Origin of the sequence: Granulicella aggregans, assembly GCF_014203275.1 — a bacterium.
In the GTDB taxonomy this organism is placed as follows: domain Bacteria; phylum Acidobacteriota; class Terriglobia; order Terriglobales; family Acidobacteriaceae; genus Edaphobacter.
On sequence record NZ_JACHIP010000003.1, the window covers coordinates 33,349 to 52,372 of the forward strand.

The window sequence follows — 19,024 nt, forward strand, 5'->3', positions numbered from 1 at the left end:
AGGCATTGCCAATGCCGCTACTTTCACATATTCAAACATCGGCTAAACCCCCTCGAGACTAAATCTCCTCGCCCGACTTCCATGAAGATCGGTACGGATTGAGAACAGTGGCATCCGGTTCCAGGCAGAGTTTCTGGCTTCTCAAGAGGTAATCGCGCACCGTTGCTCGGGCGAACTCATCGAACGACAACGGGTATCTCAAAAAGAATGGAGAAAGTGCTTCCAGAGCCTCTGCGCTTGCTTCCCGAGCTTCGCGGAGCCGTTCTACCTCGGCCAGGCGATCTCCAAGCTGTTTGAGAGATCTGGCGAGCTCGGGCAGGAACGCCTCTCGGCTCCGCTCCACAAGTTCACGATAATGGCCTACCGCCTCCTCCATGGAGGAGAGCGCAGATTCACGTTCCCCTAAATAGCTCTGTTGGTTAGAAAGGTTACCTAGTGATTTCGCGAGATCGGGTAGAAATGCTTCCCAGCTCCGCTCCACCAACTCTCGGCGAATTGCTACTGCCTCGCCGATTGAAAAAAGCGCGGACTCGACTTGTCCCATATAGCTTTGTCGATTTGACAGGTTATTCAGCGAGACTGCGAGGTCGGGTAAAAACGCCTCCCTGTTCTGTTCCACCAGCTCTCGGTTTATCGCCACTGCCTCTTCAATTGAGGAGAGCGCGGACTCACGCTGACCTTTATAGCTTTGCCGGTTAGAAAGGTTGTTCAGCGACGCGGCGAGGTCGGGCAGAAACACATCCCGGTCCCACCGAACCAATTCCCGACGAATCGCTACTGCCTCCTCGATTGAGGCGAGGGCGGACACTCGCTGTCCCATATAGCTCTGCCGGTTGGACAGATTGTTCAAAGACCTCGCAAGATCGGGCAGAAATGCTTGCCGGCTCTGCTTCACCAGTTCACGATAAAGACTTACTGCTTCCATGATCGAGACGAGCGCGGACTCACGCTGCCCCATATGGCTCTGCCGGTTGGATAGATTGTTCAGAGATATGGCGAGCTCGGGCAGAAATGTTTCTCGGTTTCGCTTCGCGAGCTCGCTGCGGATCGCTACTGCCTCCTCGATTGAGGAGAGCGCGGATTCACGTTGGCCCATATAGCCCTGGCGCTTGGACAGATTGTTCAACCAGAGCGCTAAGCGTGCCTGGCCGGCAACTTCGTGAACATCTTAGCTCTGGCGGAAGCGGGTCACGAGAGTTTCCATAACTTCGACCGCGATGCCGCGAAGAGTGAGCGTGCTCTGAGGAAGCGCTTCCGCAATGGTGGTGAGCAAGCGTGTGTCGCTCTCTCCTGCGTTGACCAATGCCCGCACCCAGCTGAGAGACAGTTCGGCCCATGAAAGAAGCCGCTCGTTGGGTTGCTGCGCGGGTTCCACGTGGCCGAAGTCCTGGATCAGTCTAATGATGTTTGCGGAAACACGCTCGGACCGCCAAGCGGCGACCCGTTCGATGACCTTCTGGCCCAGCCCACTGCGCTCTCCAAAAACTACGAGGAGGAACGCCTCTGCGAGCAGGTCGGGCGCCATCGCGGGGGGACCCTCCGCTGCTCCAAGTTTGGCTGTGAGATCGTCGATTGCCTGTCCCGCTTTGCCCGGATAAGACTTGTGCAAAGCTTGGAGCTCATTCTCCGCAATACCTACTGCAGCTTCGTGGTCGAGTCCGCCGCAGAGCACAGCACAACCGTAGAGATGCAGGAGCACCGACTTCCTGCTGGCATTGGTTATACCGAGGGAGAAACGGTCTCGCTCTCTCGTCGCGACCTCAATTGCAAGTTCGCGCCTCGATAGAGCTAGCGCTTTGTGCAGGCTTCCACCTGCCCCGGATAACGCCGCCATAAGCAATAGCAGCGGATCGCGCCACTGGGGCTGCGCGAGAATCCGATCAAAATTGTGATCTGTGCGGAGAGGAAAGAGGGCCTCACAACTCTGTCCCGCCAGACCAGCAGCGAGGCTCATACCCGCTTGCAACACCTCAAGCCGGTCGTCCCCTTCGATCGGCGCAATCGGCCGGGAAGTTCTGGGCCGCAGCAACTCTTTGATTCGCCGTCCCGCCGACGTGCTATCGGCCAGCCCGCGATACCACCCAGATTCGTCGCTGGCGTGGCGCTCCAGAAGCAAAATGCGAAGCGCGGGGACTCCGTGATTTTGGGCCACCTCATGGTCGGCCAGTTGGGTGAACCATTGTTTTAGTGCGTCCACTAGCAGCGAGGCGTAATCGACGACTATCAGCGTAGGCCTCTCCCACCCCCAGGCGGACAGGTTCTGCTTCGCGACAAATCTGCGGGCTTCGTCATGATCGAGCATCCGGCGTCCCAGCCCTCGTACACGTGCTGCAGAAGGTCGAGAGCGAGCCGCGTTTTGCCCGATCCTCCCCGACCCGTGACGACGGTAACCGCGATGCCGTCGCCATCCAGCCACTCTCTTAGAAATTTCTGGTCGGCCGCGCGCCCCACTAGAGGAACTGCTTCGCAGGCTGGATCGAGAATGTCGATGTCCAGTTTGATGGGCCGCAGACGCCTGCACCAGGGAGTAAGCGCCAGGCGCGGAGGTGCAACCGCGCTGACTAGATTGTGGTCTCCCGCAATCTGGATGACGATGTTCCGGCTGCCGTCGACGGTTATGCTTTGCTGTGTCATCGCGCTTGGAAGACGAGAGTACCACGCGAGAAAGAGTTATTCATTTTCACTTACAGAGCTCCTAAGTTTGGCGTGCGGGGATTTCAGCTGCAGCTTGCAGGAGCAGCCTATGCGTCCCATCTCTCGCATCCGGATTGTCGATGCTCGCTCCCCGCCCATAGGCAAATATGAGTCTGATGTCATTCACTGAATAGTTCACGTTTCGAGCGTTCGTGTGATTCTAGCTGCGTCAATGTGGCCCGGCTAACAGGTATTAGGTCGTCCATTCTCGAGATGCTCCACAATTGCGCCACGAGTAGGAAATGCGTAGGTCCGGCAGGCTGCTATCTCATTCTCGCCGTGATATTTTCGGACCGGCGCGTCTTGCTCGCCAGTCGTAGCAGGACAGGTTTTTCCTCCCTGGATCAGTCTGAAAGCTACGGTGGCTTGACTGAGACGGAAGCCCGTTTGGGCTGTTGTGCCGATAGCCCTTTAGTGTGGATACAAAATGCCATCCCTGGTCGACTATGGTGAGTGGTTTTTAAACGGTCACCGATTTCCGTGTAAAGGAGATGCACCCTGCGATCTAGAAAAAAAGCAATTGGCTCGATGGCCGGGGGGAGCATCATCTTGGGTCTCTCACTGGTACTCGCCAGTGGGTATCCACGCCCAATTACCGCTCAGCCTCCGCGGCCCGGCCAATCAAACACGGCCGACACTGATGCTACCGCCCGGAAAAGCGGTCTCCAGCCCCCGCCGCCCTCTCCGTCATTCCAAGGCATCACCCACACCTCCTGGACTCGACGGGATGGTGCGCCCGGTGGCGTAAAGACGCTTGCACAGACCAGGGACGGCTATCTGTGGATCGGATCTTCCTTAGGCTTATACCGTTTCGACGGGCTTCGATTCTTCCAGTATCCGCTGGGCTCCAGCACTCCCTCGCTCGACATCTGCTCGCTCGCGGCCGATCTCGATGGCGGCCTCTGGATCGCGATGTGCAGTGCAACCGTCGTTCATCTGCAAACGGACGGGAGCATGGTCACGTACAGCCATGACGACGGCGTACCAGCCGGTGCGCTCGACAAGGTGATCTGCCGCCCGGACGGCTCCGTATGGTTGACCGGCAGCAATAGCCTCTTGCGGTTTGAGGGGAAGCGATGGATTGACTTCGGGACAGCTCACGGGATTGGCCCTGAAGGAGTTTTTGCAGTGATGTTTGACCGTGAGGGAAACATCTGGATCTCACGGGATAAGCGTCTTTCGGTTCTGCGCCACGGATTAGGTCAGTTGGAAGATGTTCCAAATCAGGTCCATCTGGTGACTTCGATGATTCAGAGCCGCAACGGAGAGATCTGGTTAGGCGACGCATGGCGTGCGATTCGTCGCTTCTCTGACCCTTCTGCGAAGGCGATTCTTCTTCTCAAAGGCAAGCCCGAAATATTGGTCGATTCTCACGACAATCTTTGGGTCGCACAAGACGATCAGGGCCTCTTGAGGATTCTCCATATCTCGGATAATTCGACCTCGCCAGTCATCGAACACGGAACCGATGGCGACCTGACCTCGCAACAGGTGCATGCTCTGCTCGAAGATCGCGAGGGCAATATCTGGGTCGGAACCGAGAGAGGCCTGGATCGATTTCGCGAAACGCCTTTCGTTCATTTTCTTGATGCTGGGCTTCACTCGTTCCCATCACTGGTCGCCGCGGATGACGGCTCAGTTTGGATCGATTCGCTCGGCTCTTCGTTGATGCATGTCGTGGACGGAAAGACAGTCCCGGTAGGGTTGAAAGTCCATTCCGGCCCTTTCGCAAAGCGTCGCAACGGCGATATCTGCTTCATGGACATGATCAGCTATGAAGTACAGTGCTACGGCAGAGACGCTCCGGTCCACGTCAAGATAACTGCGCCAACACGGCATGTGCATTCACTGGCGATGGTGGAGGATACAGATGCATCCTTACTCATCTCCTTCCAGGGCGAGGGCCTTTGGCGCTACTCGAATGGCATCTGGGATCAACCCACAGCCCCCGGACTACCAAAAAGTAGTCCATGGTCGATGTTCTCTGATGCGCAGGGACGCCTATGGCTCGGATACGGCAACGACGCAATCGTAGTCAGGATGAATGGCGTGTATCGCACGCTTCAGGTGGGAGACGGGACATGGAGCAACACCCTGACCTTCTTTCAAACACAGGAATCGGTTTGGGCTGCGGGTTCCATAGGCTTGGCTTTGTTTGACGGCAATCAATTCAAGCGGGTTCAATCTCTCGAAGCAAATCTTCTCCAGGGAACGTCGGGGATCGCCCAGGACCAACAGGGAAATCTGTGGCTCAACGCGGGTGCCGGGGTTCTCCGAATCTCATCGTCAGAAGTTGCGCTACTTCTTCGGGATCCGAACCACCCGGTCAAGATTGATGTGTTCGATGAAAACGATGGTCTCTTGGGCCAGCCGACCCAGTTCAAGCGAGGACCATCCGCCATCTCTGACGCACACGGGAGGTTGTGGTTTTCCATGAGTGGTGATGTCGTTAGCCTGGATCCCTCAAAGTTAGGCCACGGAAAAGCGCTTCCAAGTGTCTTGGTTGAAAGCGTCCTGGTGGATGGGAAGTCGGCGCTCCGTGCCCCAGGACAACCCGGGGCTGTCTTGTATACAGACACGGCGCATCTCCACGATCTTGAAATCAACTTCATTGGCATTAGCCTCAGCGCGCCGGAGAGGGTTTATTACCGATATCGTTTGGTCGGTGAAGACAAGGGTTGGCAGGATGCCGGAAAGCGGCGTCAAGCCTTTTACACCCGTCTCAGCCCCGGCACCTACCAGTTCCTCGTTTCTGCTAGTAACGGCGAGGACTGGAACGACCTCCCCGTTCCGCTACGGATCATCGTGAGGCCGGCGTTCTATCAGACTTGGTGGTTCGCAACCCTCGTCGTTTTGCTCGCGATCTTCGTTGCCTCGGAGATTCTTCGGGCGAGAATGCGTTATGTAGCGGAACAAGTCCATTCAAAGTTGTCCGAACGCGTGGCCGAACGCGAACGCGTCGCTCGCGAACTTCACGACACTTTGCTCCAGGGTTTTCAAGGCCTCTTGATGAGGTTTCATCTCGCTACACAGTCGATACCGACTTCCGAGACAGCACGAACCGAGATGGAAGATGCGTTGGATTCCGCGGATTCGCTCCTCGTCGAAAGCCGGGAGCGGATACGTGATCTTCGGCACGAATCGATCGAACTGGCACCGTTATCGGAAGCACTCACCGCGCTGGGTGAGGAGTTTGCCGTGCCCCGCAACTGGGAGCTGAAGGTGATCGCACACGGGATGGAGACGGACCTGAATCCAATCACCTATCAGGATATCTATGCCGTCTCGAAGGAAGCTCTTGTGAATGCTTTTCGCCACAGTAGAGCCTCCGCCATCCGGGCAGATCTCTATTTCGAGCCTCATCGGTTGCAGATAGAAGTGACCGACAATGGGATCGGGATCGATCCCGGCATCCTGAGTGGGGGCCGGAGAGAGGATCACTGGGGATTGGCCGGCATGCAGGAGCGGGCTGATAATTTGGGAGCGGAACTCAAGCTCGGCGTCCCGCCAGGAGGTGGCACGCGCGTTCAACTTGTCGTTCCCGGAGCCATGGCGTACCGGCACCTGGAAAGTCCCAAAGTCTTAGGGACTTTGTATCGAGCCTGGGCTGGCCGCTTCCGTAAGCCGAGCTAAGTTTCAATATGATCCGGCACGCAAATTGTTTGAGCAACACTTTAAGGGGGTGTTCCGGTAAGTGCTTTGTGCTACCGTTTTGAGCATCGGGCTTGCATGCTTCCTGGCTTTGCATTCCCCTGTGGACGGTCCCGCTATGAACTCCAGCCAAATCCGTATACTTTGCGCAGACGATCACCCGTTGATTCTGGATGGCGTCGCTCGTTTGCTTGAACGAGAGCCGGACATGGTCCTCGTCGCGGAAGCGAGCGATGGACTAGAGGCCGTCAGGGCATTCCAGGAACATAAGCCCGACGTGGTCCTGATGGACCTCCAAATGCCAAGACTGAACGGCACCGACGCGATTTGTAGAATCCGCGAAATTTCGCCGCGCGCACGCTGCGTAGTCTTGACGACCTATAGCGGCGATGTCCAGGCTTCAAGAGCCTTCAAGGCCGGGGCAGTGGGCTATCTCCTCAAGACGATGCTCCGCAAAGAGCTGACCCGCACGATTCGTGACGTTCATTCCGGTCACCGGCACGTTCCCGCCGAAATTGCTTGCGAGATGACGAAGTATTACGCAGCCGATGAGCTCTCACCGAGGGAAGTCGAAGTCCTCAAGACCATTGCGGCCGGGCGCTCCAATAAGATCGTCGCGGACCGGTTGCAAATCTCTCAGGATACGGTCAAAGGCCATATGCGAAGCATCCTCGCAAAGCTCAATGCGAATGATCGCCTGGATGCTGTGCTGATCGCCATGAGGCGAGGAATCCTCGATGGATAGTAGCTGGATAGTAGATGGATAGCAGGAAGGCGCTAGGAACCTCTATACACAAGGCCGACAAATAGTTCTGGCGTGATGAAGCCGCCTCCCCACTTGGCGTCGAACTCCGATGTTGGTTTGCTGGCGATCACTGCGGCCAAAGGCTTTCCCGCCTTTTTCTGAACCGCTACCTTGTCCTGCACGGACCGAAGCATCTCTCGGAACTCGACGAGGTCACGTCGGTTCCCGACTTCACCATGGCCAGGCACAACGATCGTCTTCTCATCGGCGAGAGAAAGATTTTCGGTGGCGGCAGTGAGCATCCCGTGAATACTGCCACCGCTGTCGTAGTCGATGAACGGATAATATCCATGGAACCAGGTGTCCCCGCTGTGAAGCACGTTAGCTTCCGGAAAAAAGACTGAAATATCTGTGTCGGTATGGGCCGGAGTATATCGGCGCAGGTGGATACTACTCCCGTTTATCCGGACCGCCTCGTCTTCCTCGAAGACGACAGTGGGGAGGGCCCCTGCCGGTGATGGCGGCAATACCGCGTCAAAGGCGGGAATTACCTGGCGCGAGCTCATTCGTGTGCGCGTCTTCGCCTGCGCAAGGATCCTCGCCCCGGCCTTGTGCATCCACTCGTTCCCATCCGTGTGGTCATAGTGCCAGTGCGTGTTGATGAGATGGCGCAGCGGCTCCGCTGACACACTTAAAAGGGCTCGCTCTATCTGGGGCTGAGAAGTCGCGAATCCACTATCAACTGCAAGCTTGCCGTCCGGCCCTGACGTGACAAGAATATTGCCGCCCGATCCCATCAGCACACTCACACCCGCTCGCAGTGGAACCACCGTGATCTTCGCCGTGGAGCCAGCAGCCCTCATCTGCGCTGCCGTGATGGCGGCTCTTTGTGCGCTTGCCGAACGCTCACGTCCGCAAAAAACGACCCCAGCCATTGCTGCTGCGGTCGTCTTCAGGAAGCCGCGCCGCGATGAAAATCTAGATCTTTCGTTCATCTCGATACCTCTGCAACTCACGCGCCTCGTTGAACGCACGCATCAGGAGAGAAGAGGCACCCGATGCCTCTTCCTCTCCCAAGGACTTTCCTAAGACTTCAAGAAAGCCAGCAAGTCCGCGTTGATCACTTCGGCGTGTGTTGTCGGCATACCATGTGGCAAATCTGTATAAGACTTGAGCGTTCCATGCTTCAAGAGCTTCCAGGACTTCGCTCCGGTCACCTTGTAGGGCGCGATCTGGTCGTCCTCGCTGTGCATCACAAGTACGGGAACGTCGATCACTTTGAGATCGTCATAGAACTCCGTCTCTGAGAACACCTTGACACAGTCATAGTGGGCCTTGATCCCTCCCATCATCCCCTGACGCCACCAGTTATCACGGATACCTTGCGAGATCTTCACTCCTGGCCGGTTATAACCGTAAAACGGAATCGTGATGTCCTGGTAGAACTGTGACCGGTGATACGCCGTGCCGTTGCGGATATCGTCGAAGATTGACATCGGCACGCCCTCGGGGTTCTTGTCCGAGATCAACATGGTGGGCGGAATGGCGCTGATGATCGCCGCCTTTGCGACCCGCCCCTTGCCGTGCTGGGCAACGTAGCGAATCACTTCGCCCCCGCCCGTCGAGTGGCCTACATGGATCGCGTTCGTCAGCTTCAAAGCGGTCACCAACTCATCCACATCGGCGGCGTACGTATCCATATCGTTGCCGCTGAATGTCTGGGTAGAACGGCCGTGTCCGCGGCGATCGTGGGCGATCACCCGGTAGCCGTGGGCCAGAAAGAACATCATCTGAGTGTCCCAGTCATCGGCAGACAGAGGCCATCCGTGATGGAAGACGATTGGCTGACCAGTTCCCCAATCCTTGTAGTAAATCTTCGTACCATCGTTCACTGTGATGAAATCCATGATCTTCTCTCCTGTGCTTGGTCTGTGAGACGAGGAATTTGGTGCGTCAGTGGGGAGCTGACCCATCGCTGAAGGGCTTCGGGAAATGAAATCAGCAAGAGTCGCCCAGCCGACCACTCTCTCCCCCCAGGACTTCTGGAATTGTTCATGCTCAGGATTTTGGGATGAGTTGCTGGCAAGGTTCATCGGGCTCTCCTCGAAGACAGCCTTAGGAGAACCTGAAGTGAACGACAGCGCATGACACTTTGGGCCTACTCGGAAACCCCACTTTGGGGGCTTTGTTCGCGCGGCCGTAGAACTAAATGGAGCGATCGAATGTGACACCATGAGCGACTCCCCTTGGTGGCGGCTGCTCCCTCCGTGGGGGAACGTGCCCAACCCGTCTCCCGAACCTTGCCGCCAGTGTTGAACGGGTTCACTTTGGGTTGGTTTCGGAATGGGAGGCTGCGTCCTGGAGCCAATCAAAGGCCGATGCTTATATTATTGCCCATGACTTGGTTAGTGGTGGTGTTGTTATCGCCGATGGCGGTCTGGGACTGATTGGTAAGGGAGACGCCCGTGGCTTCGATGTGCTTGGCGGGTTCCTCGAGGAAGGTGTGGTAGTCCTCAGCCATGCCTTCAATCTCATTCTGAACTGCGAGGAGCTTGCGGGGCTTTCCGGGATCGGCGCCGGCGCGGGCGAGCGTCTCTTTGGCGACAGGCGAGGAGGAGAGCTTCTCGGTGAGCCAACTGAGGAGTTTCTTGCCGCCCTTGGCGGCGACGGTCTCTTCGGCCTTGTTGGCCATAAGCTTGGCGGCCGGGAGAGCCATGGCTAAAGTTTCATAGCTGCAGCAGCTAGTTGAGCTGGGTCAATCAAGATCATTGGTTATCCTCCTCTGGCGGCTGGTTGGGATTCTCGTTTTGCTCCGCATCATCGATCTGAATGATTGAGCGGTAGGGCTCGAGGAGCTCCCAATCGGGTCCCAATCCGAGCTTGCCGCTAACGTTGACGTGAGTCAGCACTGACTCTACTGCGAGGGCTCCGAAGACTTGAGGGTAATGAGTGAAGGAGGGTGCGAGAGCTTCGAGGCAGTCGGAGGTCGCAGCTCTTGCGTCGGCCCATCTTTCGCTTCTCGCGTACGCGTCGCAGAGTACGCTGAGCGAAAGTGCCAGAGGTGCGGAGAATTTATTGGGATCCCGCGCGGCGAGACCCCTACGATGTAGGATCGCGAGCTGGATGGACTGAAGTGCGTCGTCGTACAGTCCGGTTCTCTCTTGAGCGAGACATAAATTGTGAAGAGACCCGGCCAGACGATCGAGGAAAAAGGCTGGATTATGAGCAACGAGCTCTTGGTTGTACTTCACCGTTGTCTGGATGGAGATGAGTCCCTTCTCCGACTGCCCCGCAATGCTTTGGCGTATGGCGAGTTCGTTCATCGCGTGTGCCAGCCGGGGCAGGTAGGCGCCTCTGTCCAATCCAGCCAATTCTTCGCTGAGTGCAACAGCCTCTTCGATGGTCGCGAGGGCCTCAATTGGCGACCCCATATCGCCCTGTAGCTTTGCGAGATTTTCGAGCGAGTCGACGAGGTAGGGTGAGAACCGCCGGCGGTCGCGTTCCACCAGCTGCCGGTGGTAATTGATAGCTTGCTTGATATTGACAAGTGCCTCATTCGGACATCCGAGTTTTGCTTGGCGGCTGGACAGATTGTGGAGAGAGCCCGCCAGGTCCGGCAGGAACTTGATCCAGTCATCGTCCGCCAACTCGTTGAAAAGTTGGGCGGCTTGCTGAGCGGAGTGGAGCGCTTCTTCTCTCATGTCCCGGTCGCTTTCCGCGTTGGATAATGAGAGCCAAGACTGGGCCAAAAGTTTCTTGAAGGATGCTGGATTGCTGGCAGCGAGGACCTTGAGCAGCCGGACTGCCTCGCGTGTGGACTTGAGCGCATCTTCCCACAGACCTTTGTCTGCCTGTCGTACAGATAAGGCGTTGAGCCTTCGGATCAAAAGAATCTGGGTTGCTTCTTCTCGGATCGAGCGTGAGGCTCGGAGCTTCTCGACGAGAATTGCAGCGACTTCAAGCGCGACATCTTGGAGGGCGAGGTTGTCCATGGGCAGCGATGCCTGGATGCTGGCGAGGATGCTTATCTCCTTCGCGCCCGCACTCACGAGAGCGTCAATCCAACTGAGTGCCAGTTCGGCCCAGGCCGTGACCGCTTGATTTTCGGATTGGTCGTGGACGAGGTAACCGAAGTCCTGGACAAGATGGATGAGGTTAGGTGCGATGCGGCTGCCGGCGGTCTGGGCGAGGCGTTCGATGACCTGTTCGCCGAGGCCGGGGGAGTGGCCGAGGAGGACGAGGAGAAGAGCCTCAGCGAGGAGGTCGGGGGCGAGGGCAGGGATGTGCCCGGAGGAGCCAAGGTGCTGGGCGAGGTCGCGGATGGCTCCGCCGGGGCCGGTGGGGTAGATCTCTTGGAGGACGTCGAACTCTGCCTTGGCAAGGCGGATAGCGGAGTCCCGGTCGAGGCCTCCGCAGAGGGTGGTGCAGGCGTAGAGGTGGAGCAGGAGGTCTTCGGATTGGGGTTTGTTAAGGTATTGCCGGAGGCGATCCCGTTCGCGTTTCGCGAGGCTGATGGCGAGCTCTTTGCGCGAGAGGCTGAGGGCGCCGAGGAGGTTGCCGTCGGTAGCCGATACGCCGGCCATCAGGAGCTGGAGGGGGTCACTCCACTGGGGCTGACGGAGGCGGTCGTCAATGGCGGGGCTGGTGTCTGGGGGGGGGAGCTGGGGTGGGATGGTGTCGGTATGGTGTCGGGCGGCGGCAGCGAGGGCAGCGGCGAGGAGCTGCCGGCGTTGGTCGATGTTGTCAATGGGGAGGATGGGGCGGGGGGTGAGGGGGTTGATGAGCAGGCGCGCGCGCTGGCCGTCGTGGGTATCATCGGCCAGGTCATGGTACCAGCCGGTATGCTGGTCGGCGAAGCGCTCGAGGAGCAGGATACGGAGTGCGGGGTGGTCTGGGCTTGGGGTTGTTGGGTCTGCCGCGGGGTGGTTGGACAGTTCGGCGATCCAAGTGCGGAGGGACTCGCCGAGCATGGCGGCGTAGTCGATGACGACGAGGGTGGGGCGCTGCCACCCCCATTCGGAGAGGTTCTGCAATCTGCAGAAGCGTTTGGCCTCAGTGGCGTGGAGCCAGCCGCCGTCCCAGGTGGGGGCAAGATCGCTGAGCAGGTCAAGCGCGAGGCGCGTCTTACCGGAGCCGCCCTGGCCGGTGATGGCGGTGATCTTGATGCCGCTGCCCTGTAGCCATTGGCGGAGGAATTCTTGGTCGGGAGCGCGGCCAATGAGGGGGATAGCCTCGCACTCGGGCTTTAGGATGTCGATGTCCTGCTGGATGGGAAGGATGCGGCGGGCGCGGGGGATGAGGGTGAGGTGGGGAAGGTGGGGGCTGATGGTGATGTTGTTGCCAGCAGCCTGGATGATGATATTGTGGCTGCCGGAGATGGAAGCGGTTTGGGTTTCGGATTGGCTGAGGTTTGCCATGGCGGTCGCGAGTTGAGTTTGGTCGAATATGCCTGGTCTTCTTCTGCCTAGAGAATAGCAAGCTTGGCAAGCCGTTTGGATAGAGTCTGGTGCTGAGCCATGCTGAGAAGCACCCCGGCGAGATGATGAGTGAAGATTCTGAACGGACGATGGATGAACGCGATGGGAGGGAGAGCGATGATGGCTTTTCTTAGCACTGTAAGTTCTCAGTTCTCTCAACGGGTGACTTGACCGAATCGTCAGCCTAGCCCACTTGCCATTGAATCCGGGACGGCGGTTGCCGGATTTCCGGTAGAACCTCATTGTCTGGAAAAGGACCCTGCTCGGAATGGGTGGCCCGTAACGGAGAACGGGTCAATGACACTACCGAAGCGCCTGGTCAAGCGCACATGGTGCCCTCAAAATCACGGCTACGGAAAAGTTCCAGGACTTCAAATTGCACATCGAGGTCAACTGTCCCGACGGTGGTGGTAACAGTGACATATATCTTCGCGGTCGTTACGAGGTTCAGGTGGGCACCGAGGGCGGCAAGATTCTCACGCATGAAATGGGTGCAATCTTTTGCCAATACCCTCCACCAGCCGGTAGAGAAATTGACCTGGAAAGGTGGACGACATTCGACATCACCCTGGTCGGAAGACATGTGTCCGTACTGCGCGATGGCAAGATGTATTACGACAACGTCGAGATTCCTGGGCCGACCGGCGGCGCTCTCGACAGCAACGAGAGCGAGCCCGGACCGTTTTATCTCCAGGGAGACCATCATCGCTTATCGCAAAATAACGATCTCTGTCCCGCAAGAGTGACGATGCCTTCACTCACGGACGATGCTCTTCCTTCTGTTCTTTCGGGCCTACTTGCCGGTTTTCGGAGGTAGAGGATGGCCGTCGATGATGCCAACGCACCCAGAGTTCTACAGAGCGCCACCCGCAGGGAATCTAAAAGAGCTTTATCGGTCTCAATAAGATGCGAGGCTAAGCGTGTTCTGACCTGAGTCACCTTGGGCGCGTGCTTACTCTCGGTTATAGATAGCGATCCGAGTTCCCCTGTCCGCCGCGCGCGGGTAGCGGATTGCACGTATTGTCGAGTGCCCAACGCTCAACATGAGATGGATGATACCGAACGGAGCGACCCATGCGTACAAACGGTGGGCCGCTTCCTCCCATGCGCCACCGGTGAAGGGTTACTTCGGACATCCCCGTGATGCGCGCCACCGCATGTGTGTCCAGCATTCCAAGCTCCTGGGCAATTACGACACGTATCGTTGCAGCCATGACATCTCCTCGCGCTGCCTATCAGGCCGCGCACCTAGTGAGGACAATGAGGCTAAACGCCAAAATTGCGCAACTTGTGCCCGCTTGCACCAACTCGTCTCTCATTGTTCTTTGTCGTATCGGAGAACACCTCGGATGAGACACCTCGGAATGCGGCAGAAATCGATGGGCAGCGTTTTGTCTTGCCAACTGATTCGCTGATCGATACAAAGGAGCATCCCATGTGAGCGGAGCAGTAACAACTTGGACATCAGTCTCTCGGAACGCGCTACAGCTTTTGATCTTCTGCGTAAGAACAGCACTCTTGAAACGGTTTCAAAGTATCTCGAAAACAGAGGTCTGCCATCGTCCGCGCCGTCATGGCCCATTCTGTTTGAGCGCATGGCTACTTTACTGAGCGATAAGAGATTGAGCCGAGAGGATTTGCTGCGGATGTTGCGTGAGGCCGAGGAGTTTGGCAGGCAGCACGTCTTCCTCTACTCCAGCTCGAGAAATTACGCGACGTCGCTTATGAACGAAGCGACTCTCCAGGCAAACTTAGCTAAACTTGATCTGTCTGAGATTTTTACTAAGCCCCGCATCGTCGGTGTTGCGAAGGGGCTCCAGCTGGTCGAAGCGCGGATCGATACCCCTAAGAAAGGCGGCATGCGGGCGCTAGTCGTTAAGGCGGTCGACGTGCACAGCTATCGCGAGCGGGAGAGCAAAGTCATAGAGGGTGACCGCGAAATTGAGACTTACCTGTGGCGGCATGATCGCGTTGTCGACATAATGAGTGTCCGAGAAGACGGCGTCTTAGAGCTCCGCCTCCAAGCTCGACGTAACACCGTGAATTACGAGGAACTTGCGGAAAACCTCTTCACGAAGTCGACTGGGATCATCGAGAGAATGAGGTTTCCGCGGATGTCGCTCGCGAAGGCGCGTCTCACGCTGATCCAAAAGAGGACTCAAATGGGCCATATCGTGCGTTTCGCCGATAATCAGCTAAGAGATAAAGACGGCAATGTGATTTCGATGGCAAGCGGCTCAAAGCAACAAGAGCTATATAGCAAGGGGAGCGCATCTGATAAAGCGGTGGATGGCTTTCTATCTGTTGGGACGCCTATGTGTGACGAGATAGACTGCTTTTGGTTGATGAGAAAGGGTTCACCGGAGCCATCGACAGAACTGCACACTCTCATCGCTGGCTCTAACAACGAGTTCGCCCTCATGAGGCAATGCAGTCGAAAGGATTACGAGTATGCCTTGGCTCAGATCCTTAATCTCACCCGATAGGACGAGCGATGTTCGCCGGACGGTGAGGAGGCTCTTTGACCGCGCTTCCCCTACCGAAGTCTACACTCTGCCGCAGTTAGCTGAGCAGCTGCATGTGAGTGCTGTTGAGAATCTGATTGCAGCTCTTGCCGAATTGACGAGCGAGAAGGTTGTCGATCAGGTTTTCCGAGTAGAGTCGCCAAAGAATCGCGGCGGGATCGAAGACTTCGACAGACTCGAGGACATTCCAGATCGGATCCGCGACTGGCGACAAGATGCTGAAATCGATGTTGATCCTCATATGGTCCGGGTGTTGTTTCGCAAGCATGCTCGCGGACTTCCACGGGCCAGCAGTCCGGTCGAATGACGCACGAAGAGAAGTGGGATCTAACACGGGTCAACCTTCGGATAGCAGAAATCAAGGCGAGGTTTGCAGAAAATCCTCCCACTCCTGGCACGCATATGTCCGCGTTCAGCAGGGCAGTGAGTGACATGCCCGACGAATGGAAGGGGTTGGCCCTGCAGTGTGCAACAGCAGGATTTGAGTTCGGAGCCAGCATGAAGCTAATCGAAAGGCGAAAATTTCAACGCGAGTCGACGCTTTGCGGAGTTGGCGTTCTACTTCTTCTCCTGGGGGTTGCTCTAATATTCAAGTTCAACGAGCTGACAACTGCCCAGAACGCGATCTGCTGCACTCTGGTGGCGCTGGGTGTTTCGAGTTTCCTTGTATTCCTGCCGGGCTTTCTAAACCTTAATGGAGTCTTGAAGCCCAATCCAATGATTGAATCAATGAAGTTCCGCGCCGGTGGCGGGATCGCCATCTTTGTCATGGTGTTCTTGCTTCTGCATTACGCACTTAGCTCCTAAATTTTGCCGGGTCGGATCGTTCCATGGAGGCGAATTGCGGCAGTGAGTGATGGCCGTAGAGTCTCTCGTCAGGGGCGCGCAGTCCGTCTGATGACGCGCCGAAGCTGATTAGCAGACCACTGACCTCCTCTCGCTGCCGTTATTCCGCGCCTATTCAGCTCCTCTGCGATTCGTTTATGCGATTTGTGCCCTGCCTCTTGGATGTTCGAGATTACGGGGATAAGATCCGCGTTGCGTTTAGTGGCTGACTCTGCACGCCTCTTAGCGCTGATGGAGTTGGCCTCGGTCGCCAACAGCGCCATCCGTTCGCGATTGCCTCGAAGACCCCGGAGTTCAACGCCACGCGCCCTGGCGGCCGAAAGGGCAGCCTTGGTGCGAGCCGAAATCATCAACGCCTCATGCTCGGCTACAGCAGCCAGGATGTGAACCGTCAGGCGATTGGCTTGAGGGAAGTCGCAGGCAATGAAATCGACTCCAGCCTCCATCAGCGACGAGATAAGGTGGACGTTGCGAGCAAGACGATCGAGCTTGGCGATGATGAGTGTTGCCCGATGGAGTCGACAGAGACTCAGGGCTTCGGCAATGGCGGGCCGGTCGTTCCGCTTTCCGCTTTCAACTTCCACGATCTCTCGGACAAGCGACCAATTCCCCCCGGCTAGGTATCGGGAGACGGCTTCACGCTGTGCGTCCAAGCCTAAACCGCTAGCTCCCTGTCGTGCCGTCGAAACTCTCAGGTAGCTGACAAATTTGCCACTCGCCACGATAAACTCCTGGAACATTTACCACAACGCAGCTACTTCGATTCAATGTGGGGATCAAAAGAGGCAAAGATACAGTTGTTGAGCTGTCCGAAACTTGGGTTCAGGTTTGTCGGCTCTAGCTGTATTTGAATTCCGATTCCGCGAGATCACTGTATTCTCATCTAGACACCAAACAAACAGCTCCATACGCAGGCATTGGGCCTCTAGGCGACGATGATCCCCATACCGAGGACGCGTGCGCGTAGAGGTCCGTTTTTTGCGAAATGCGCTTTGGCGACGATATGGCTCTGGAGGGACATCGAGCTGCCCATAGTAGTTGCCGTGACGGACGTAACCGGCTTCGGGTGCCGCTCGGTGTTGTAAATGAAGCGCGGGCACTCTGACACGGAGAGTGCGGGATAGACTACGTCAAAGGCTATGTCTTTCTGTTATCACTCCAGCACAACTGTCTCGATTGCCGACTACGCAGCGCTTCGACAGTTGTGGGAGGCTGGCGAAGTCGACCTCGCGGAAAGCTGCATCCTGCGAGTTCACGACAAGCCAAGAACGGCGGCACAAGCCGAGAGGCTGGGGCAGTTGCTGGCGTCCGTGAAGGTCCGCAAGTCTGACTATTCCCCAGAATCTCTAACTGCGTTGTGGATTTTGAAAGACGAGCGCGACTAGCGATGGAGCGGGCTGAGCTTGGCGACTTGGGTGGAGGTCAAATGCAGCCATGGCGATCCCGGCCCGTTTAGAATCCCCTCATGTCGAAGAGAACTTGCAGCATGAGCAAAAAGACCGGACTTCCCGTAGCAGAATTAGTAGACTTCAAGGATCTTGCAGAGGTCGTAGCTCAAGAGTGCTGTCAGCCTGCGGCATTTGAGGTCCGTATCGGCGTCGTCGGCTCGAGCATTGGGGCTGGTTACGCCTGCATCGCCCACGGCGAGGTGCTCTCCAGGATCGAAGGTTTTGTTGTGACATCCCTCAACGCAGGCTAACCCGATAGTGCAATCGAGCATATAGCCACGCCTAGGAAAAGGAGAATCCGGGCTGGCGGGCGCAGCAGCGGATCAAAGAGTGACATCAAAGGGTCAGTGGCGCGCAAACCGATAGGATTTTCGGTCGCAGCTAGTGCAACGCCAAGGGAAGAGATTGAGCGCACGCATGAATGCGTCTAGCCATCCTCTTCGGTGCTGTCGTATGAGCGCGCCGCCTTTGCATGAGCACTCCATCGCCGCCATCATCTCACCCAACACACGCGCCTGGATAGGACGTGCACGGACTAGTCCCACTTTTTCGGGTTCACTTCAGCTTCGGGATCAGCTTCAGGATCGCAACTTCCTTGGGAACGCAGCCACAATAAATCATCGAGCGTTACCTCTACCGTCGAACCGTCTGAGAGGTAGACGGTAAGGCTTGCTTCAGCCAATTTATCCACCTGCACGATGAACAATCTCATCACTTCCGCCCGCTCAAGCTCTATGAGAAAAGGGAACGTCGTTTATGTTTGTTACGCAGTGATTGGCAGTGCGTCGACCTTCGACTGTGCCACATAGCTTGTCATCGCTTGGGCAAGCTGAGAATCGACTTCGTCAGCTATCTCCATGACGCCAACCAAGACCAAGCTGAAATTTACCCGGTTGAGGTTGTTCTGTAGAGTCTGGAAGATGCTGACCTGCAACATCCTTGATTCTTCCACCATCATTGCTGCCGTGTATCCCTGTACCCTTCGCGCCACACCGTGCTCGGCGGCAGCCGAGGATATCAATGCGCGGCTCCCCAAAGGCTGAGGATTCCTGAGTCGGAACACGAGGTCACGAATGAGTTGTGGGAGATGCGCCGTTCGTAAAGAGTCTTCCAATCGAACCGTAATAACTAAGTCGTCCCGAAGCACCCGAGAGAGCCAGTTCTCTATCGTTGTCTGTGAACTCTCTTCGAGGATCGTAGCAACGCTGGCCAGGACCCTTGGTGCGGTTTTCCCTTTCTCCAATTTCTCACGGATCAACCTCACCAAGTCTCCGATTGCCTCTGGCTTCACGATGATATCGTCCGTCTGAGCGAGAATGGCCGCTGCGGCCTCTTTCATCTCAGGGTAGGCGCTGAAGATAATTGTCACGGCCTTCGGATTTGAATGGCGCATTGCGCCCACGACCGTCAAGCCGTCTCCGGCGGACGGCATGTGAAGATCGCTAATCAATACATCGAAGGTCTGACAACCAATAAGTCCGAGGGCACTGTTCACGTCCCACGCAGACTTTACCTGAAAACCTCCTTGTTCGAGAATCAAAGTCATAACTTCTCGGAGGTTGTCGTCGTCGTCAACGACTAAGACTCTTGGCGCAGCGGTTTCGACCATTGGATGCCCTCCTACTCAACTGGCACGTA

Annotated in this window: 19 protein-coding genes; 7 read left to right on the plus strand and 12 right to left on the minus strand. The window is 56.7% G+C overall.

Annotated features, from left to right (window positions below):
- Positions 1-58: 58 nt before the first annotated feature.
- The 3 genes from HDF16_RS10385 to HDF16_RS10395 are packed head-to-tail and all read right to left on the minus strand — an operon-like array spanning position 59 to position 2,634.
- Positions 59-1,126, minus strand: coding sequence for a tetratricopeptide repeat protein (locus HDF16_RS10385; RefSeq protein ID WP_184216359.1), 1,068 nt, complete (start codon positions 1,124-1,126; stop codon positions 59-61).
- Positions 1,127-1,168: 42 nt separating this feature from the next.
- A complete protein-coding gene (locus HDF16_RS10390; protein WP_184216361.1) occupies positions 1,169-2,302 on the minus strand; it encodes a hypothetical protein in 1,134 nt (377 codons plus the stop codon).
- Positions 2,224-2,634: a hypothetical protein gene (locus tag HDF16_RS10395; RefSeq protein ID WP_184216363.1), complete on the minus strand. Its 411-nt coding sequence runs from the start codon at positions 2,632-2,634 to the stop codon at positions 2,224-2,226. The genes HDF16_RS10390 and HDF16_RS10395 overlap by 79 nt, the downstream gene beginning before the upstream one ends.
- A 609-nt stretch (positions 2,635-3,243) precedes the next feature.
- Here HDF16_RS10395 and HDF16_RS10400 point away from each other — a divergent pair.
- Positions 3,244-6,327: a sensor histidine kinase gene (locus tag HDF16_RS10400; protein WP_184216365.1), complete on the plus strand. Its 3,084-nt coding sequence runs from the start codon at positions 3,244-3,246 to the stop codon at positions 6,325-6,327.
- A gap of 136 nt (positions 6,328-6,463) precedes the next feature.
- Positions 6,464-7,090 (plus strand): response regulator transcription factor, encoded by a 627-nt coding sequence (locus HDF16_RS10405; protein WP_184216367.1) that lies wholly within the window; start codon positions 6,464-6,466, stop codon positions 7,088-7,090.
- 32 nt (positions 7,091-7,122) lie between these two features.
- Here HDF16_RS10405 and HDF16_RS10410 read toward each other — a convergent pair whose 3' ends face one another.
- The 4 genes from HDF16_RS10410 to HDF16_RS10425 all read right to left on the minus strand — a co-directional run bounded on the left by HDF16_RS10410 (position 7,123) and on the right by HDF16_RS10425 (position 12,507).
- Entirely contained in the window at positions 7,123-8,085 is a 963-nt protein-coding gene (locus tag HDF16_RS10410; RefSeq protein ID WP_221312670.1) for an MBL fold metallo-hydrolase, read from the minus strand.
- 90 nt (positions 8,086-8,175) lie between these two features.
- Positions 8,176-8,997 carry an alpha/beta fold hydrolase gene (locus HDF16_RS10415; RefSeq protein WP_184216369.1) on the minus strand — a complete coding sequence of 274 codons (822 nt, stop codon included), beginning with the start codon at positions 8,995-8,997 and terminating at the stop codon, positions 8,176-8,178.
- Between the two features lie 461 nt (positions 8,998-9,458).
- Positions 9,459-9,806 carry a hypothetical protein gene (locus HDF16_RS10420; protein WP_184216371.1) on the minus strand — a complete coding sequence of 116 codons (348 nt, stop codon included), beginning with the start codon at positions 9,804-9,806 and terminating at the stop codon, positions 9,459-9,461.
- Between the two features lie 49 nt (positions 9,807-9,855).
- The gene (locus HDF16_RS10425; protein ID WP_184216373.1) at positions 9,856-12,507 is read right to left on the minus strand and encodes a hypothetical protein; all 2,652 of its coding nucleotides are present in this window, start codon (positions 12,505-12,507) and stop codon (positions 9,856-9,858) included.
- A 436-nt stretch (positions 12,508-12,943) separates the two neighbouring features.
- On the opposite strand from HDF16_RS10425, the gene HDF16_RS10430 reads away from it, so the two are divergent.
- A complete protein-coding gene (locus HDF16_RS10430; RefSeq protein ID WP_221312671.1) occupies positions 12,944-13,384 on the plus strand; it encodes a 3-keto-disaccharide hydrolase in 441 nt (146 codons plus the stop codon).
- Between the two features lie 145 nt (positions 13,385-13,529).
- On the opposite strand, the gene HDF16_RS10435 is transcribed toward HDF16_RS10430, so the two are convergent.
- Positions 13,530-13,781: a helix-turn-helix transcriptional regulator gene (locus tag HDF16_RS10435; protein ID WP_184216375.1), complete on the minus strand. Its 252-nt coding sequence runs from the start codon at positions 13,779-13,781 to the stop codon at positions 13,530-13,532.
- 243 nt (positions 13,782-14,024) lie between these two features.
- Between HDF16_RS10435 and HDF16_RS10440 the strand changes: the two genes are divergently transcribed.
- Positions 14,025-15,053, plus strand: coding sequence for a hypothetical protein (locus HDF16_RS10440; protein WP_184216377.1), 1,029 nt, complete (start codon positions 14,025-14,027; stop codon positions 15,051-15,053).
- Between the two features lie 76 nt (positions 15,054-15,129).
- Here HDF16_RS10440 and HDF16_RS10445 read toward each other — a convergent pair whose 3' ends face one another.
- Complete coding sequence (locus HDF16_RS10445) at positions 15,130-15,360, minus strand: hypothetical protein (RefSeq protein ID WP_184216379.1); 231 nt, start codon at positions 15,358-15,360, stop codon at positions 15,130-15,132.
- A gap of 35 nt (positions 15,361-15,395) precedes the next feature.
- On the opposite strand from HDF16_RS10445, the gene HDF16_RS10450 reads away from it, so the two are divergent.
- Positions 15,396-15,899, plus strand: coding sequence for a hypothetical protein (locus HDF16_RS10450; RefSeq protein WP_184216381.1), 504 nt, complete (start codon positions 15,396-15,398; stop codon positions 15,897-15,899).
- Positions 15,900-15,967: 68 nt separating this feature from the next.
- Here HDF16_RS10450 and HDF16_RS10455 read toward each other — a convergent pair whose 3' ends face one another.
- Positions 15,968-16,678 carry a recombinase family protein gene (locus tag HDF16_RS10455; protein WP_221312672.1) on the minus strand — a complete coding sequence of 237 codons (711 nt, stop codon included), beginning with the start codon at positions 16,676-16,678 and terminating at the stop codon, positions 15,968-15,970.
- 399 nt (positions 16,679-17,077) lie between these two features.
- Here HDF16_RS10455 and HDF16_RS10460 point away from each other — a divergent pair, with 399 nt between their 5' ends.
- Both HDF16_RS10460 and HDF16_RS10465 read left to right on the plus strand, forming a co-directional pair.
- Entirely contained in the window at positions 17,078-17,323 is a 246-nt protein-coding gene (locus tag HDF16_RS10460; RefSeq protein WP_184216385.1) for a hypothetical protein, read from the plus strand.
- A 101-nt stretch (positions 17,324-17,424) separates the two neighbouring features.
- Positions 17,425-17,637 (plus strand): hypothetical protein, encoded by a 213-nt coding sequence (locus tag HDF16_RS10465; RefSeq protein ID WP_221312673.1) that lies wholly within the window; start codon positions 17,425-17,427, stop codon positions 17,635-17,637.
- A gap of 284 nt (positions 17,638-17,921) precedes the next feature.
- On the opposite strand, the gene HDF16_RS10470 is transcribed toward HDF16_RS10465, so the two are convergent.
- Both HDF16_RS10470 and HDF16_RS10475 read right to left on the minus strand, forming a co-directional pair.
- On the minus strand, positions 17,922-18,098 hold the full coding sequence (locus tag HDF16_RS10470) for a hypothetical protein (RefSeq protein WP_184216389.1): 177 nt from the start codon (positions 18,096-18,098) through the stop codon (positions 17,922-17,924).
- Positions 18,099-18,149: 51 nt separating this feature from the next.
- A complete protein-coding gene (locus HDF16_RS10475) occupies positions 18,150-18,995 on the minus strand; it encodes a response regulator (RefSeq protein WP_184216391.1) in 846 nt (281 codons plus the stop codon).
- Positions 18,996-19,024 lie beyond the last annotated feature (29 nt).